The following is a 16,312-nucleotide window of genomic DNA, read 5'->3' on the forward strand; positions in this document are numbered from 1 at the left end:
TATCAGGACGCGGCAAGACGCGAACGTGAAGCGGTCTCATTGATGGAAACCAAGGCAAATTACGCAATTGTCGGCTTCTTCACCGTCGCGGTGATGCTGCTTGCTTTCGGCTTCGTCTACTGGATGTCCGCCTATGGCCGCGAGGGCAAGATGGAGCGGATGGTTGTCCGCATTCCCGGCTCGGCAAACGGCTTGAGCGTCGGCTCGCCGGTGCGCTTCAACGGCATCCCGATCGGCTCGGTGCGCGCGCTCGATTTCGACCGCCAACGGCCGGATTACTCGTTGGCCGTGGCTGAAATACGTTCGGATTCCCCGGTCTATCCGACCACGCAGGCGGTGCTGGAAATCCAGGGCCTCACCGGTGCGGCCTATATCGAGCTGACGGGCGGCAATCCCAAGGACGAGCCAATCCTGGTAACGGCCGCCAAGAAGGGCGAGGTGGCAATGCTCGAGGCGCGGCAATCCGGCGTAACCAACATCGTCGCGACCGCGAGCGAAATCCTCAACAAAACCGACAAGGCGCTGGTGGACATCGCGGGATTTGTGAAAGACAACCGAGCGCCGCTGACCAAGACCATTTCCAATGCGGAAGTCTTTTCCGACGCGCTGCAGAAGAACGCCAATGGCATCGATGAATTCCTGAAGGCGGTGAGCTCGCTTTCGGGTACGGTGAAAAACCTCTCCGGCCGGCTGGATTCGACGCTGGCGTCGGTGGACAATCTGATCAAGTCAGTCGATCCCAAGAAGATCGATACCATCCTGGCCAATGCCGAAAAGGTCAGCGCTGATTTTGCCGCAGCTTCGGGTGATATCACCACCACGATCAAGAACGCCAACGAGACACTTGCCACCTACAAGACGGTTGGCGAAAAGGCCAACAAGGCGCTCGACAATATCGACAAGCTGATGGCATCGATCGACCCTGAGAAGGTGCAGGGTTCACTGACCGACATACGGGCAGCGGTGTCTGACGCGCGCACGGCGATCAACAATTTCAAGGGCATATCGGAAGACGTTAACAAGCGCCGCGACGATATCGACAAGACGATCAGCAACATCTCCGAGATGTCGGCAAAGCTCAACAAGGCCTCGACACGGGTGGACGGCGTGCTTGCCAAGGTGGACAGTTTCCTGGGAACGGGCGACTCTTCCTCGCTGTTTGCCGATGCGCGCGCGACGATGAAGTCGTTCAAGCAGGTCGCCGATACGCTGAATGCGAAGATCGGGCCGATCGCCGACAATCTCGCCCGGTTCTCCGGCTCTGGTCTCAAGAATGTGCAGGCGCTGGTGGATGATACTCGTAGGACGATGAACAACCTCGATCGGGCGATTACACGGCTCGATAGCGATCCGCAGCGGTTGCTGTTCGGCGGTGATGAAGTAAAACAATTTGACGGACGCGTGAGGCGTTGATGGTGCGGGGGTCTATGGGGGCAGCAGCAACAGGGCGCCGCATGCGCGCCGCAACCATATTTGTCGCGCTCGCAGCATTGTCCGGCTGCGGCGGCGGCAAGGCGACGAGCGATACGTTTGCACTGTCTTCGACCCATGAGGTCGCCGGTCCATCGGCGAAGGGCAGGCAGATCCTGATCCCCGAGCCGACTGCGCTCAAGGCGCTTGATTCCGAGCAAATCGTTATCCGCGTCACGCCGGCCGAGATCCAGTATCTCGGCAAGGCGCGCTGGAGCGACCGGTTGCCGAAGATGGTACAGTCGAAGCTCGTGGAAGCATTCGAGAATTCCGGCAAGCTCGGCGGCGTTGGCAGGCCGGGCGAGGGATTGGCGATCGACTACCAGGTCGTCGGTGATATAAGGGCCTTCGAAATCCAGGCGAGCGGCGGCTCGCACGCCCATGTCGAGATTTCCGTAAAAATCCTCAACGACCGCAATGGCACAGTGAGGGCGCAGCGGGTGTTTTCCGCCGATGTGCCGGTCAGCGGTTCGGATAATCCTAGCTTCGTCGCCGGGCTGGATGCCGCCTTCTCTGAGGTGACGACCGATATCGTCGGCTGGACCTTGAAGTCGATCTGACCGCTATTTGAGGATTGCAGTAAGGATCCCGGCGACGTGCCGCAGACCTGCGTCATTGTCGCGACGACGATGCCAGGCGAGATGCAGAGGAAAACCCTCCACCGGAATGGGCGGCTCGAACACTGCCAGGTGTTCTCCAGCCGAGGCCGGAAAGCAGTGCGATGGCAGCATGGCGATCATCTCGGATTGTTCGAGCAGTTCAGGCACCATCTGGAACGTCGGAACAACCAGGCCTACCCGCCGCGTCAGGCCGCGGGTCGCCAAGTCAGCGTCGAGCGGACTTCTCACGTCACCGCGCCCCGATACGATTATGTGCGGATAGGCGAGCCAAGCATCGAGATTAAAGCCTTCGGCCGCTGGATGCCCGCGACGCATGGCGACGCGATAGGTTTCATCGAGCAGCAACTCGCGTCGCAGTTCCTCGTGGTCGCGGGGAAAGAGCGAAATGGCGAGATCGCTGCTGCCGTCGATCAACGCAGCTTGCGCGGCGTCTGCGCCATGCCAAGGCTGTATGACGATATCGATGCCGGGCGCTGTGGCCCGCAGTTCCTGTAATAATGGGCCGAGGATGACCAGGGCAGGATAGTCCGATGTCGTCAGCCGCAGGGTCTGGCGAAGTTCGCTGAGCGGGATCTCCGGAGGATCTATCAGCTCCACGATATCGGCGAGCAGCGATTTCAGCGGCGCACGCAAGGCTTCCGCACGCGCCGTCAGATACATCGTGCCGCGCCCGCGCTCCAGCAACTCGTCGCGAAACAGGTAACGGCATCGTTGCAGCGCAGCCGATGCTGCCGGTTGCGACAGGCCCAGCCGATCGGCGGCATGGCTGACGTGGGCCTCGTCGAGCAGCGCATCTAGGATGACCAGCAGGTTGAGGTCGATGGCCCTTAAATTCGTCATGTCAATAATCGGATATACCATTAATCGATTGGAGTAATGTATCAGATTTCCACATCCTGTCTTCATCGAAAATGGAGACTGGAAATGACCAAGACACTGATCCTCGCATTTCACCCCGACCTCTCAAAGTCCAATGCCAATGCTGCGCTTGCGGCTGAAGCCGCCAAGCTGGATGGTGTCGATGTCGTCAACGTCCAGGCTGAATATCCTGATGGCAAGATCGACATGTTTCGCGATGGCGGCAGGGAAGCGGAGCGCCTGATTGCGTATGACCACATCGTGCTGCAGTTTCCGATTCAATGGTATTCGGCCACGCCGTTGGTCCAGGCCTGGCAGAACGCCGTGCTGACAAGGATGTTCTACATCCACCCGGACACGGAGGGGCGGGCGCTTTATGGCAAGTCGCTGATGGTTGCTGTCACCGCCGGCAATGTGCCTGAAGCCTATCAGCCCGGCGGCCAGAATGCGTTCACCATGACGGCGTTGCTCGCGCCACTGATGGCCACGTCGCATCGCTGCGGGCTGAACTGGGAGCCGCATTTCGTGGTCTATCGTGCCGACAAGCTTTCGCAGGACGAACTGGCCGTGGTGGCGCGCGACTATGCCGATCAGCTGCGGAGGCTGCCGCTCTCCATCGCCTCGCTGCCTGCGGTCCGGGAGGCTTGATCATGCAGAAAGCGCACGACACCTTTCGCGATCTCGCTGCCGGCACTCCCTGGTGGTTCACGCTTTCGGGCCGGGTCCTGCCCGCCGGCATCCTCGTCCAGTTCCTGCTGGCCGGACAGGCCCTGTTCCGCGACAGCAAATTCTGGGGCGCGCACGGCGCACTTGGCGGCAGCCTGTCGGTGCCTGTCCTGGTGCTGCTGGCCGGCTCACTGATCCTGCCGCGGCTGAGTGGCTTTGGCTGGTGGGCGGGCTTGGTCTTCGCCCTCTACCTGGGTCAAGTGGCGCTCGCAGCAGGCGCTGCACCACTCGGCCTGTCGTTGCATCCGCTCAATGCGGGCCTGTTGCTGATCGCCAGCCTTGTGTTGCTTGCCAAGATAGAACGTCGCCGTGGCCAGGCATCGGCACTTGCGAATGTAGGCTGAGGAGACGATAGAAATGAAAAGGGCCGCTGAAACAGCGGCCCTTTCTGCATTCTCGCGGCTGCTTTCCCTTAGGAGAAGCGGCCGGCGGCGTGGGCCAGCATCGTATAGACCTTGCCGGTGTCCGAGGTCAGGTAGCTCTGCGTCAGCGATTTGTCGCGATCGTTGCGGCTGACATCGGCGAGCAGCTTTTCGAAATCGTTGATGTAGCGATCGACGGCAGTGCGAAATTCCGGCTCGCGGTCGTATTTGCGCTTGATCTCGTCGAAGGTCTGCTGGCCCTTCAGCGTATAAAGCCGGCGGGTGAAGACGTCGCGTTCGCCGCGCTGGTAGCGCCGCCAGAGATCGACAGAGGCGTCGTGATCGATGGCGCGGGCGATATCCACCGACAGCGAATTCAGCGATTCGACGACATGGCGCGGGTTGCGGCTGTCGGGGCGGGCGGTTGCCGAGGGGTTGGCTCGCGGCTCCTGCTCTTCCTCGTCACGCGAGGCGCTGCGCAGCAGGTCGCTGATCCAGCCCTGGCCTTCCTCGCGGCGTGGGGCCGGTTCGGACGACGGGACGATGGCTGCCTTGGCAGGTTCACGGCGTTCTACACCCAGGCTGCCGCGAAGGCCGGAAGCTTCCGCCGGGCGGATGATCGGTTCGGCGCGGCGCACGTCTTCGGCACGACGATTTTCCTCGGCGCGGCGTGGCTCCTCGACCCTGCGCGGTTCTTCGCGGCGGGGCTGGTCAACCCGGGCCACCGGCTCAGGACGACGCTCCACGATCGTAGGCTCGCGCGCGACGATCGGTTCTGCCTGGCGCTGCTGCACCTGCATCACTTCCGGCTCAGGGCGGGCAACTGCGGCGGCAGCCATTTCCTGCCGGACAGCGGCCTTCGGCGTTTCGAGATGGGCAGCGGAGACGCCGATGATGCCGGAGAGTTCCTGCAGTGCCTTGACCTGTTCGGCCACCGCGCGGCGCATCTGGGCGGCGTTTTCCTTGGCCTCTTCCGGGAGGTCGAAGGCGCTGCGCTTCAGTTCGGCGCGGGTGTCGGTGAGTTCCTTGCGGATCTCGCCGGCAGTGCGGCGGATTTCGTCGGTGGCGCCGGCGAAGCGGCCGACGGCCTCTTCGATCGCGTCCTTTAGGGCATCGCGGAGTTGGCTGGCCGTGGCGATCGAGCGCTTGCCGGTTTCGCCCAGCAGCCGGTCGACATCGGCGAGCGAGGAGGAGACACCGCCGCGCAGGCGGCTGGCCATGTCCTCAGCGCGCTCGTTGGCCTTGCTGAGCGAGACTTCGACGGAGCCGGATGCTTCTTCCACGGCTGATGTGACAGATGTCTTGATGACGTCGGCCATGTCGGTGGCGCGCTTTTCGGTCTCCGACAGGATCTTGCCGATTTCCGAGAAGGCGGTCTGGACGCCGCCGCGCAGGTTGGTGGACACTTGGCCGGAACGCTGTTCGGCGCGGTCGAAGGCTGCCTCGACAAGGCCGGCGAGCGAACGCATGGTGTTTTCGATGTCTTCCGAGCGGTTCACCAGGCCGACTGCGAGTGTCTGCAGCGCGTCTTCGCGCTCCTCGAGTGTCGACACAAGGTTGGACTGCGCTGCCGAAAGCAGTTCGGACGCTTGGCCCAGGACCTTGGAATGGTCGTCGAAGCGGTTGACGATGCCGCCGATCTGCGAGAGCGTATCGTTGGATACCGCGGTCAGGCGGTCTGCGTTGCCGTCTAGCAGGCGGGTCGAGGCGCTGACGGAATCGGCGGCCCGAGCTGCCGTGTCTGCGAACCGGTCAGCAGTCGCGCTCAGTGCCTGATCGACCGAGCCGAGGTTGGTGCCGGTGTCGGCCACCAGCTTCTGGAGGCCAGCATTGCTTTGGTCGAGCGCGCCGATCAATTCCATGACGGTGGATTTCAGCGACTGTTCGGAATTGCCGATGGCCTTGGCGGTTTCTTCCGTCCGCGAGGCGATGGCGCTGATCAACGCCGTGTTCTCGGCCTGCAATGCGTTGGTGCTCTCCTGAACGGCCTGGCTGATGCGCAGTGCCGCATCACGGCCGAGGTCGGTCAAGGCATCGGCTGCCGGCCGAGCCTTCTCATCGATGATCTTCGACAGTTCCGCAGAGCGGGCAGCGAGAACAGAGTTGAGCTCGCGGGTCCGCTCGTCCAGCACCGACTTGATCGTTTCGTTGCGGGCGGCGAGCGCCTTTTCGGCGGCATCGAAGTTGCTGCGGATTTCTTCATTGCGCGCAACGAGCGCCTTGTCGGCATTGTCGAAGTTGGCGCGAAGGTACTCGGTCCTGGCATTGAGTGCCTTGTCTGCAGTCTCGAAGCTGGCGCGAATGTCCTCGGTGCGAGCGACGAGAGCCTTGTCGGCCATATCGAAATTGCTGCGGATTTCCTCGCTGCGGGCGCCGAGAGCCTGGTCTGCCATGTCGAAATTGGCGCGAATTTCCGCGTTGCGGGCAGCCAGAGCCTTGTCGGCGGCATCCAGCTGCGTGCGGATCGCTGTGGCTTCTTCGGAGACGCGACCGGATGTTTCCTCGACGCGGCTGAGGAACTCGGTGGCATTCTGATCGATCTTGCCGGTGAAGCCTTCGGCCTTTTCTGCAAGGCCGGAGGTGAAGGCGTCGGCATCGGATACGAGCTTGGCCGAGAACTGCTCGGCTTCGGTCGCGAGCTTGGTCGAGAAGCCGGCGCTGCGTGAAGCCATCTCGTCGGCATACTCCATGCCCTTCGTCGCGATCGTCTCGACGATCCGGGCGGCGTCGGCATCGATGGTCTGTGAAGTTTCGACGACGGCATTGCGCAATGTCGAGGCAAGACCGGAAGCCTTGCCGTCAATTGTCTTGGAGACATTGTCGAGGCCGATGGTCAGTGCGCGGTCCATGGTAGAGAGCCGCTCCTCGACGCGTGCGGTGCGCGTATCGAATGTCTCGGCGATCTTGGCTGTGCTTGCGTCGGTGACCTGGTCGAAGGTCTGGATCTGCGATTCCATCAGGCCCTGCAGCTTGAGGCCCGCTGTGTCGATGGCTTCTGCAAACTTGCCGGCGTCGTTGTGGATGCCGGTTTCGAGCTTGTCGAAGCTGGTAAGGATGCGCCCGCCCGTTTCGTCGAAGCGCTGGGTGACCGAGATCAATGTGCCGTCAATACGGTTCGAGAACACGTCGGCGGCGCGGGCGATCTCACTTGCGGTGCCGCCGAAGCGCTCCGCCAGCACGCCGGTGCTGCTGGACAGCGCCTGTTCGAGTTCGGCAGCGCTGGCCGCGATCGCAGCCTTGAGGGCCTCCTCGCGTTCTTCCAGCTGCATGTCCAGCGTCATGATGTTGGACAGCATGCTTGCCGCGCCGCTCTGCAGGCGTTCGTCGAGCGAGGCGCCACTGGCATCGATCGTCTCGTGCAGAGCATCGCGATGGGCGGAAATCTGGGCTACCAGCTTTGCTGCCGTCTCGTCGATCGTCAGCGCGTTGTCGGAGAGTGTCTTGCGCAGTGCGTCGTGCGTAGCCTCGATGCCGATGCTGATGCCGCTCGCAGTACCCAGCAGGCGGTCGTCCAGGGTCTGCGCCATGTCGTTGATGGCTGTCACCAGGCTGGCTTCACGTTCTGTGAGGATCGTTTCGAGCTTCTTCGAACCGCCGGCGAAGGCCAGCGCGCTCGCTTGCATCCGCCCGTCGAGAGAATCAGCGGTCGCATCAAGCACTTGGCGCAGGTTCTTCTCGCGGCTTTCAATCTTGTCGGCAAAGCGCGTGGCGCTCTCTTCGAGCTCGGTGGCACTCTGCGTCATCGCGCTCGACAGCGCTGAAGTGTGGCTGGCGATCGCCCCGCTCAGGCCGGACGACGCATTGGCAATCGTGTCATTCAGGCCGATGGAGGCATTGTCGATTGTATCGCTGATCGTACGAGTGTTCTTCTCGACAGTGTCGCGAATGCGGTTTTCGCCTTCCTCGAAGGACATTTCCAGCATGCTTGCGCCCATGGCGATGCTGGTGCCAATCGTGGTTGCCTGGTCGGCGAGCGTGTCGTCGATATGCTTGCGGCCCTCTTCGAGCGCAATGGTAATGGCGTTGGTGCGATCTTCGAGCGTCGCGCGGATCATCTCGTGGGTTGTCGCGAACTGCATGGAAAGGTCGGCGCTGCCGTTTTCGAGCGCGCTATCGATTTCCTTGACGGTCGAGCTCAGGGTTTCGGCAATGTTGCGCGTGGCATCGCTAGTGGCCTGCTCGATATGGCTTGCACCGCGGTTGATAATGTCGGCCATGGCGGCAGAGCGTTCCTGCAAGGAATCGTCCAGCAGCTTCTGGTGCTCGCCATAGGTCGCGGCGATGGTAATAGCGTTTTCGCCGAGCGTGCGGGCGAGGCGGGTACGCGCATCGTCGACATTGCCGGTGATGATTTCAGTGCCGCGCGAAATCGCGGTTTCAAGACGCTGATGGTTATCGGCAAATGCCGCCTCTATAGAAGTCGCTTTTTCGTCGAGCAACGAAGCGATTTTCTCGTGGCCACCGCCAACGGCCGTTTCCAGGCGCGACGTACTGGTCGCAAAGGCGCTTTCGAAGGCTGACGACTTTTCGTCAAGCAGCGAGGTGATCGCCTGCTGGCCGGCGGTGATCGTCCCGTCCATGCGGCGATGGGTTTCCTCGAAGGCCGCGGTGATGCCGGTTGAGCGCTCGTCAAGCAGAGCGGCCATCTTCTCATGGCCGTCGGTCACGGCTGTGGTGATGGCGTTGGTGCGCTCGGTAATCCGTGCTGCAAGTTCCTCCGCCTTGGTGCCGAAGCCGCTGTCCAGTTTCTGGTTGGCTTCCGAAATCACCTGGGTGATGTCGCCGACCTTGGATTCCAGCGACATTTCGATGAGTTCCTGGCCTGTGCCCAGCGCCGTTTCCAAGGCGAGAGACTGGCCGGTGAAAGCGCCTGCGAGGCGTTCGAGCGAAGAGCTGAGGATGCCGTCGAGCGCGTCCTTGCCGCTGCCGAGCGAATGGTTGATGCGAGCCAGGCTCTCGGAAAGCTTGACGTCCAGCGAACCCGAGCGCTTGTCGAAGGCATCGGCAAACTCCTCGAGACGCCCATCGAAGGCGCTGGAGACCAGATCCACAGACGACCGCAGCTTTTCGTCGAAGAAGCCCGAACGCAGGTCGAGATCCATGATCGCTTCATCAGCCGTGGACTTGAGCGACTGGCGGAAGCTTGCGCCCTTTTCGTCGAGCGAGGCATTAAGCGTGCGCAGCACGTCGTCCAGGCTGGAGGTGACGGTCTGGGCGCCCGTTGTCAGCGACTCGTTGATCTGGCGGGTGCGTGCAATCAGCGTCTCGTTGAGCTGGCGGGTGCGTTCCTGCAGGGCGGCATTGAGCTTTTCGGTGTTGGCATCGAGCACCGACGCGCGGGTCTCGAATTCGGACAGCAGCGAACGGCCGCGATCGCCAAGCGCCGAGCCCAGCGCTTCGATGCGAGTGTCGAATTCCTCGGCCAGCGTCAGGCCGGTCTCGTTGAGGTTGGTGAGCAAGGTTTCGGTCTTGCCGGTCAGGATGACATTAAGCGAGTCGGCCGCATTGCCGGTCTTTTGCATGATGATCGCGGCCTGGGTGTCGATCATCTGGGCGACGGCTTCGCCCGAGGTTGCGATGTTCCTGGAAATGTTGGTGCTGGCGGCGGCCAGATCTTCCTTGAACTGGTCGCGGGCGCTGGAGATCGAGGAGCGGACGCGTTCGGCATGGCCTATGATGGCTTCGCGCTCGGAACCGAGTTCCTGCACCAGGCTGCGCACGCGCAGTTCGTTGTCGGTATAGCTGCGCTCGAGCGCGTTGACTTCGGAATGCACGAGCGTTTCGAGTTCGGAGGCGCGGGCGATAGTCCGCTCGATGCCTTCGTTCATGGCGGTGACTTCGCGGCGCACGGCCTGGCCGACCGACATGATGCGTTCCGCTGCAGCGTTTTCAGGTTCGGCGAGACGCAATGCGACTTCAGCCATCGAGCGCGCGGCGTGCCGGAGTTCCTGGGCGCGGGCGATCATGTTGGCGAAGGCGTAGAAGATCAGGATGGGGAAGATGATGCCAATGATCAGGCCGAGCGCGCCGGGCACGGCTGCAAAATCCTGCAGTGAACGGATCTGCCAGATGGCCGGCGAATAGAGCAGGTGGGCAGCACCGATTCCCAGCAGCACCCAGAGGACCGACGCAATCGTGGCAATCCTGAACGGCGAGCCGGAGCGCTGCATCTCGAATCCGCGCAGCGCCTGTGTGGCCTGGGCAGGGTTCTGGTCGTTGGCGGGCTTGTGCGAAGGCGACTTCGGACCCGGTTCCGGCGAAAGTGCACGCGCGATCTCGTCTGCGCGGTTTGCGGCCGGACGGGCAGGATCATTGCCGGATTTCCGGGGTGTCTGGTTGGCTACATCTGACAAATTTGCCTCCGGCGGGCGGTCATCCTGGAAATCGATGGCAAGGGCCTCTTCGAGCGCTTTGTATGCGTTCTCTGCCACCACGTCTTTTTCCGACTTGATCGTCATCCCGTTTCGCCTCATCGCTTACTTGCCCTGGAACCGGATCCGAAAACGCCGGACATCAGTGATTTCAAGGCCATGCACTATAGGGCCGATCATGACACTTAACCCGCTACGGATCGACAACGGGGCGCATTTCGGCTGGCATTTCGTGCCCCTTGGTTAAAAAGGGCCGCAATAATCCACGTAACGTAGTGGCACAGAAGCCGTTTTGATACAATCACATGGGCATGCCTTGGATAAACCGTATACGATTTATTAACGAGTATTTTAGTACCCCCTGCAAAAAAATCGAACGAAATTATTCATTTAGAGTGGATTAACCATAGTTCGAGTTTTCCTTCCGCGAAATTGCCGCAATTAAGCATTCATCCAAGCGGCGTTGCGACAATGGGCGGCGAAATGAAATTGGCCTGTGTCACAATCAAACATAAACAGGGAAAAACAATGGCTGCCTTGAGTATCGCGTTCGAAGCTCCCGACAATTACAGCGGCGCTTCACCTTCCAAACACTGCCCGATCGACCTCGTCCATCTCGCCCAGCAGACATCCGGTGACAAGGATCTCGAACTCGAAGTGTTGCACACATTTGCCAAGCAGGCCCGCAGTTGCATGAGCGAACTTGCCACAGGTGAATATGACACGGTCTGCAAGACCGCCCACAAGCTGAAGGGGGCCGCTCTGGCCATCGGCGCCTTCAATGTCTCCAACGCTGCCGAACAGGTCGAGGTCCATGTCGATGCGGGCCATATCGCCCAGCTCGGTGCTGCGGTGATCGAAGCCGAGAACTTTATCCTGAAGCTTTCGCGCTGAGGAATGGACGTCCGATGACCCGCCTGGGACAAGCGTAGGGTCATCGATGATATTGCGGGGCAATCTTGCCCCGTTCAATTCAGTGCTTCGCGTGCTATGGAAACATCTGCCGAGGCCCAAAATCCAATCGATTTTAGTTTGCCTGTGCCGCGGTGCCGAGCAGAAGATCCAACACGGTGCGCCGGTCTTTTCCAACGCTTTCGAGTTCGGCTAGAACAACGCTCGCGAATCCGTCCGGCGCTCCGACCGACAGCGTCTTGACGACGGGATCGGTTCCATAGCGAAGAACCGAGAGGATATCGCCCTGCATAAGCGGCACGCAGATGGCGAGCGCCCGCGGCGAAAGCTGCTTCCACAGGGAAAGCCGCGCAACGATCAGCTGGCGCTCGAACGGCACAAGCTGGCTTGCAAGCTCAAGCTTGTTCTTCAGCTCCGCGGGATCTTCGGCAATGGCCCTCGACACCATCGCATCGCGGATCCAGGCGTTGCCGTTCATGGGCAGGCAGCGCAGCATTCCCTGGAGGAATTTCTGGCTCCGTCCATGCGTCTTGGCCCACTCGCCGTAATCGGCGACCTGATTGACCTGATTGAGATCAGCCAGGGCAACGGACAGGGCCTCGTCGAGCAGGTCGCTGCGGCAGCTCCACACAGCAACGTCGATTTCGGGGGATGCTGCCGCATCGTGCACCTGCGTCGCGGTCAGGTTGCGACGCATGATCAAGTCTTCGGACATGTTTCGCAACCTCGCCTGACCGAAATTGGTCGTGCTGAGCATCGCGCCGTAGACGGCCATTGCCGCAAAGAGCAAAATGCTGGCTATGCGGAGCAGGGGCATCTGCGCGTTATCCGGAAGGAAGTTGGCGGGACTGTAAATGGAAGCTGGTGGAAGGGTTTGTTCTCGGCGATGCGAGGCGAGATTTGGGCCCCGGTCAAATAAAAACGCTGACGCCTTTCGGCCCCAGCGTTCTAATCGTCAATCAGCGGTCTGGCTCAGCCGCCGGTCGTCGTGACCGTGCTGATGATGGTCGTCGTCACGGTGTCCTGGCCAGAAACCGAATTGGCGCTACCGATGTCGTAGCTGCCGGAGCTGGTGTCGACACCACCTTCGCTGGAATACTTGTAGGAATTATCGCCGGATTGCTTGCTGACGCCACCCACGCCCGTAGCGCCGCCACCTGCGAAGGATGACGCACCAGGTGCGCCCACAGCGGCCACCTTGATATCATTGGTCGCTTGAGCGAAGGCGGCGATAAGGGCTGGATCGCCCAGTCCGGCCACTGCATTCTGGATCACCGAGGCGTAATCCGGATTGACCGTGCCACAAGCCGATACGGCGCGCGCAAGACCCGCCGCGATTGCCGACTTCTGGCCATCATTGGCTGATTTGGTCAGGCCGATAAGCTGATCCATGGCGCCGCTGGAAGAACCCGCGAGCTCGCGCACCCGATTGGACATCGGCAAGCCGCCAGCCGGATTGTCCGTGAGCAGCTTTGCAGGAGCGGCCATGAAGTCTTGTACTTCCTTGTCGCCGAGCTTTGCAGGGGCCACGAGGCAAGATTGGTCGGTCTTGGCTGGTGTAGCGGCAGCCGGCTTTTCTTCAGCCAGCGCAATACTTCCACAACCCACAACTGCGCCGATGACAGTGGTGGCCCAGATTTTGCGAATGCTAGACTTTGTCAGCACGTTACTTCCCCGAATTTAAACTTAACAAGCCATTAACATGGTGCGGTGCACTAGACAAGATCAAAGTCGTGAAAGTCTATGATCGAGGTTAATTGTTGAGTCAGTCGACTGAATTCTTGGTTGTCACCGCGTTTGACGGAATATTTGCGGCTGTATCCGAGACATCATTGATGATCGACAAGAACTTCGTCAATTCGACTGCATCAGCATTTGAGACATAGATAATATCCTTATCCTTCATCTTGAATTGCTGGATTGCAAAGAAGATTGCAGGATCACGCAGATCGGCCTTGAACACCGTGGGAATCACGTCGCCCTGGTACTTCGACACATCGACGCCCGCTTCGGCGAGCGTCTTGCGATCGACCTCACGATACAGGAAGACCTGCGACGGATCTGCGCGTGCATCGAGAAGCCCGCCGCCCTTGGCGATCGCTTCGCCCATCGTCAGGTTCGAGTCTTCGAAATCCACACGCCCGGCCTGCTGGCTCGCGCCGAACAGCAGGTAAGTGCGACGCTCGCGGTTGACGTAGATGGTGTCACCCGGCCGGACGAAGATGTTTTCCTTGGGATTATCGACGAGGGTGCGGAAAAGCACCGTCGCCTGGCGGCTCTTCCGTTCCACCGTGACATATGTTTCGTAGCCCGGGGCGTTCAGGCCGCCTGCGCGGGCAATGACATCAAGCACTCGCTCCCCGGCCGGGGAGACTTCGAGCTGGGCCGGTGTGTTGACATCCCCGAGGATCGACACGTTGCTAGAGCGGCTGAGTGTCGTGGTGATCACGACCTGCGGCTCGATGGCGCGGTTGGCCAGCCGTTTCTGAATATCGTCCTGAACGTCCGAGACCGGACGACCTGCGGCCTTTACAGGGCCGGCGTAGGGAACATTGATCATGCCTTCATGATCGATAGTCTGCGATGGCAGGGTGATGTAGTTGCCGGGACGGCTGCCTGCATCATCAGGAATGAACAAGCCGCCAGCCTGCGCCTCAAAGATGGTGACCTGGATGACGTCGCCGATGCCAAGCGGAATATCGGGCGCAGGGCCGCGACCACCGCCGAAGCCCTTATCGAGCGAATTGATGACGGTGTAATCAAAAATGCTGGCGATGTGCTTGTTGACATCGACCAGTGCGTAGCTGATGCCAACCGACTTGGCGGTCGATGCCAGTCTCGTCGTGGCGCCCTCGGTGATCGCCCGGTGTCCAGGACCCGCTGCCGGCAAGGCCGTGCAAGAACTCAAGCTGGCGACGATGATGAACGTCGCCGACCAGTGCGCTACTTTGATACCTTGCATGAGATGTCCCTAATTTACTACTTCGGCAAGTCAGTCTAGCGCTGAATAGTCTTTGCCGTTCTTGAATTTTTTGCACATGCTCATGTCATGAGCGACAGATAAGAATGGTTAACGTTCCCCCACCGGCACACTTACTGAATCAATGTTGCTGATTTGTCACTCGGATATTTGGCGAGCTCTCACCGCGGCGCAACTATGCTTCTTTTTTGACCAACAGGCTGTAGATATAGGCAGCAAACATCAAGCCGAGCAGTCCGATGAATGCCCGACCTGCCTCAAAATAACCCAGCTTCCTGTCACGCGGATATGTCGCCGGTTCTGCGTCCAGCCTCACTGCGTTGGCTTTGATGATGCCGACCAGCTTTGCATTGATCGCTTCGTCTTCCGCGGATCGCGTGGCGGAGGGCTCATGATCGGGCGTCTCTGCGGTTTTGCGCTGCATGGTGTATCCTCTTGGGTCAGTCCGTCATAAAGCGTTAACCGGCAATGTTCAACTGAATTTGGCAGTGCAATAACGAAATTGTACATTCGGGGAGGTGTTTTTCCGTCCTGTGATCGGGAGATTCTGCCCGCAATTGAGAGCTTTCCGTACGAGATGTTCGATTTCGAGGCTAATCTCAGTGGATTTGAGAATTATTCAATCTGTTGATAATTCGCATTTTTCTTTATTAGGGGATTGCTCGTTGGGATCGCTGGCGCTTGGCGGATGAATTGATCCGGTGTGCTCCGCGAATCTTTCAACTTGTTTCAAAAGTACACAGCCGCGCCGATCATGCGGAATAATAGGCGGAGAATATGCTGCAAGTGCGAGAAAGTCAGAATTCCGGGATGTTTTCGCGGAACACAACCTGTAGCCTCGGCGCGTGATATTCAAAGGATTTTTCGAGGATGGCGTGGGTCAGCATCGAGATCGCCTCGCGCGCCTCGACGCGCGGGTTCTGGTCGATGACCGCGTCCATGGTGCCGGACAAGAGCAGCGTTTTGGAGTTGTCGGTGAGTTCGTGGCCAATGAAGATGATGGACTTCTGCTTGCCGGCTTCGTTGATGGCCTGGCCGATACCGGAATTGCCGCCACCGATATTATAGATGCCGGCCAGATCCGGATGGCGTTTGAGCAGTGCCGCGGCCTCTTCGTAGGCGCGGCTGCGGTCGTCGCGGATTTCACGAAGTTCGACGACTTCGAGATGTGGAAACTCTTCGGAGATGATGTGGCGAAAACCCATCTCGCGCTCTTCGTGGCCGCGATAGGACAGCGAGCCGGCAAACAGGGCGATCTTGCGCGGCTCTTTCGATGTCAGCAGCCTGCCGAGCAGATAGCCACCGAGGCGGCCGGCGGCGCGATTGTCGATGCCGACATAGCCGGTTCGGGAGACGTGCAGGATGTCGGAAACCAGCGTGACCACCTTGACGCCTGAATCATATAGTGTCCGCATGGCCTCGCGCACGGCCGGATGGTCCTGGGCGATGAGCGCGACCCCCTGGGTCGTGTCCTTCAATTCGATCAGCTTCTGTGCCAGCGAGATCGGATTAAAGCCTTCGACCGCGTGGATGTTGTACTCGATGATCTCTTGCGCCGCGCATTGGCGATCGAGCTGGTTCTTCAGGTTGACGATGAAGGAATTGGTGCCTGACGGAAGCACGAAGTCGAGACGGATCTTGTCCGACGACTGCGAGCTATGGCCGAAATAGCCGAGGCGCTTGGCTGTATCGAGCACGATGGTGCGGGTACGTCCGCTGACGCCCGAGCGATTGTTGAGCACCCGGTCTACGGTCGCGGTCGAGACGCCCGACTCCCGGGCTATGTCAATCAGTGTCGAACGCACACGTGATTCCCTTCATTCGAATGATTTGAAATGATGTATTCGAAGGCCACGCGGATGCAACATGAAACTGTGCGAGATTCCGCATATTCCGATAACCCAATCAAAATGCATCAGGATATCTTCCGGATTCTGAGCATTTGTTGCGATGCAGCACAATTTCCATCTGATTGATTTAAATAGATGTGTTTGTGGGTGATTTATTGATGTA

The 16,312-nt window shown here is 59.9% G+C and carries 12 protein-coding genes; 5 read left to right on the forward strand and 7 right to left on the reverse strand.

The window, feature by feature from the left end:
* The first annotated feature begins 42 nt into the window (after window positions 1-42).
* Entirely contained in the window at window positions 43-1,413 is a 1,371-nt protein-coding gene (locus ACXHRN_RS10220; RefSeq protein ID WP_488641204.1) for an MlaD family protein, read from the forward strand.
* Between the two features lie 41 nt (window positions 1,414-1,454).
* A complete protein-coding gene (locus ACXHRN_RS10225; RefSeq protein ID WP_488641205.1) occupies window positions 1,455-2,030 on the forward strand; it encodes an ABC-type transport auxiliary lipoprotein family protein in 576 nt (191 codons plus the stop codon).
* 3 nt (window positions 2,031-2,033) lie between these two features.
* On the opposite strand, the gene ACXHRN_RS10230 is transcribed toward ACXHRN_RS10225, so the two are convergent.
* Window positions 2,034-2,930, reverse strand: coding sequence for a LysR family transcriptional regulator (locus tag ACXHRN_RS10230; protein WP_488641206.1), 897 nt, complete (start codon window positions 2,928-2,930; stop codon window positions 2,034-2,036).
* A gap of 84 nt (window positions 2,931-3,014) precedes the next feature.
* On the opposite strand from ACXHRN_RS10230, the gene ACXHRN_RS10235 reads away from it, so the two are divergent.
* Entirely contained in the window at window positions 3,015-3,596 is a 582-nt protein-coding gene (locus ACXHRN_RS10235) for an NAD(P)H-dependent oxidoreductase (protein ID WP_488641207.1), read from the forward strand.
* Window positions 3,597-3,598: 2 nt separating this feature from the next.
* Window positions 3,599-4,018 carry a DUF6220 domain-containing protein gene (locus ACXHRN_RS10240; RefSeq protein WP_488641208.1) on the forward strand — a complete coding sequence of 140 codons (420 nt, stop codon included), beginning with the start codon at window positions 3,599-3,601 and terminating at the stop codon, window positions 4,016-4,018.
* 68 nt (window positions 4,019-4,086) lie between these two features.
* Here the strand turns inward: ACXHRN_RS10240 and ACXHRN_RS10245 are convergent, their stop codons facing one another.
* Complete coding sequence (locus ACXHRN_RS10245; RefSeq protein ID WP_488641209.1) at window positions 4,087-10,494, reverse strand: apolipoprotein A-IV repeat region-like domain-containing protein; 6,408 nt, start codon at window positions 10,492-10,494, stop codon at window positions 4,087-4,089.
* Between the two features lie 441 nt (window positions 10,495-10,935).
* Between ACXHRN_RS10245 and ACXHRN_RS10250 the strand changes: the two genes are divergently transcribed.
* Entirely contained in the window at window positions 10,936-11,301 is a 366-nt protein-coding gene (locus ACXHRN_RS10250) for an Hpt domain-containing protein (RefSeq protein ID WP_488641210.1), read from the forward strand.
* 133 nt (window positions 11,302-11,434) lie between these two features.
* On the opposite strand, the gene ACXHRN_RS10255 is transcribed toward ACXHRN_RS10250, so the two are convergent.
* The 5 genes from ACXHRN_RS10255 to ACXHRN_RS10275 all read right to left on the reverse strand — a co-directional run bounded on the left by ACXHRN_RS10255 (window position 11,435) and on the right by ACXHRN_RS10275 (window position 16,104).
* On the reverse strand, window positions 11,435-12,136 hold the full coding sequence (locus ACXHRN_RS10255) for a hypothetical protein (RefSeq protein ID WP_488641211.1): 702 nt from the start codon (window positions 12,134-12,136) through the stop codon (window positions 11,435-11,437).
* Window positions 12,137-12,291: 155 nt separating this feature from the next.
* Window positions 12,292-12,984, reverse strand: coding sequence for a hypothetical protein (locus ACXHRN_RS10260; RefSeq protein ID WP_488641212.1), 693 nt, complete (start codon window positions 12,982-12,984; stop codon window positions 12,292-12,294).
* A gap of 100 nt (window positions 12,985-13,084) precedes the next feature.
* Window positions 13,085-14,281 (reverse strand): polysaccharide biosynthesis/export family protein, encoded by a 1,197-nt coding sequence (locus ACXHRN_RS10265; RefSeq protein ID WP_488641213.1) that lies wholly within the window; start codon window positions 14,279-14,281, stop codon window positions 13,085-13,087.
* A gap of 193 nt (window positions 14,282-14,474) precedes the next feature.
* Window positions 14,475-14,723: a hypothetical protein gene (locus ACXHRN_RS10270; RefSeq protein WP_488641214.1), complete on the reverse strand. Its 249-nt coding sequence runs from the start codon at window positions 14,721-14,723 to the stop codon at window positions 14,475-14,477.
* Between the two features lie 373 nt (window positions 14,724-15,096).
* On the reverse strand, window positions 15,097-16,104 hold the full coding sequence (locus ACXHRN_RS10275; protein WP_488641215.1) for a LacI family DNA-binding transcriptional regulator: 1,008 nt from the start codon (window positions 16,102-16,104) through the stop codon (window positions 15,097-15,099).
* Window positions 16,105-16,312 lie beyond the last annotated feature (208 nt).

The organism is Shinella sp. OV683 (assembly GCF_057787725.1).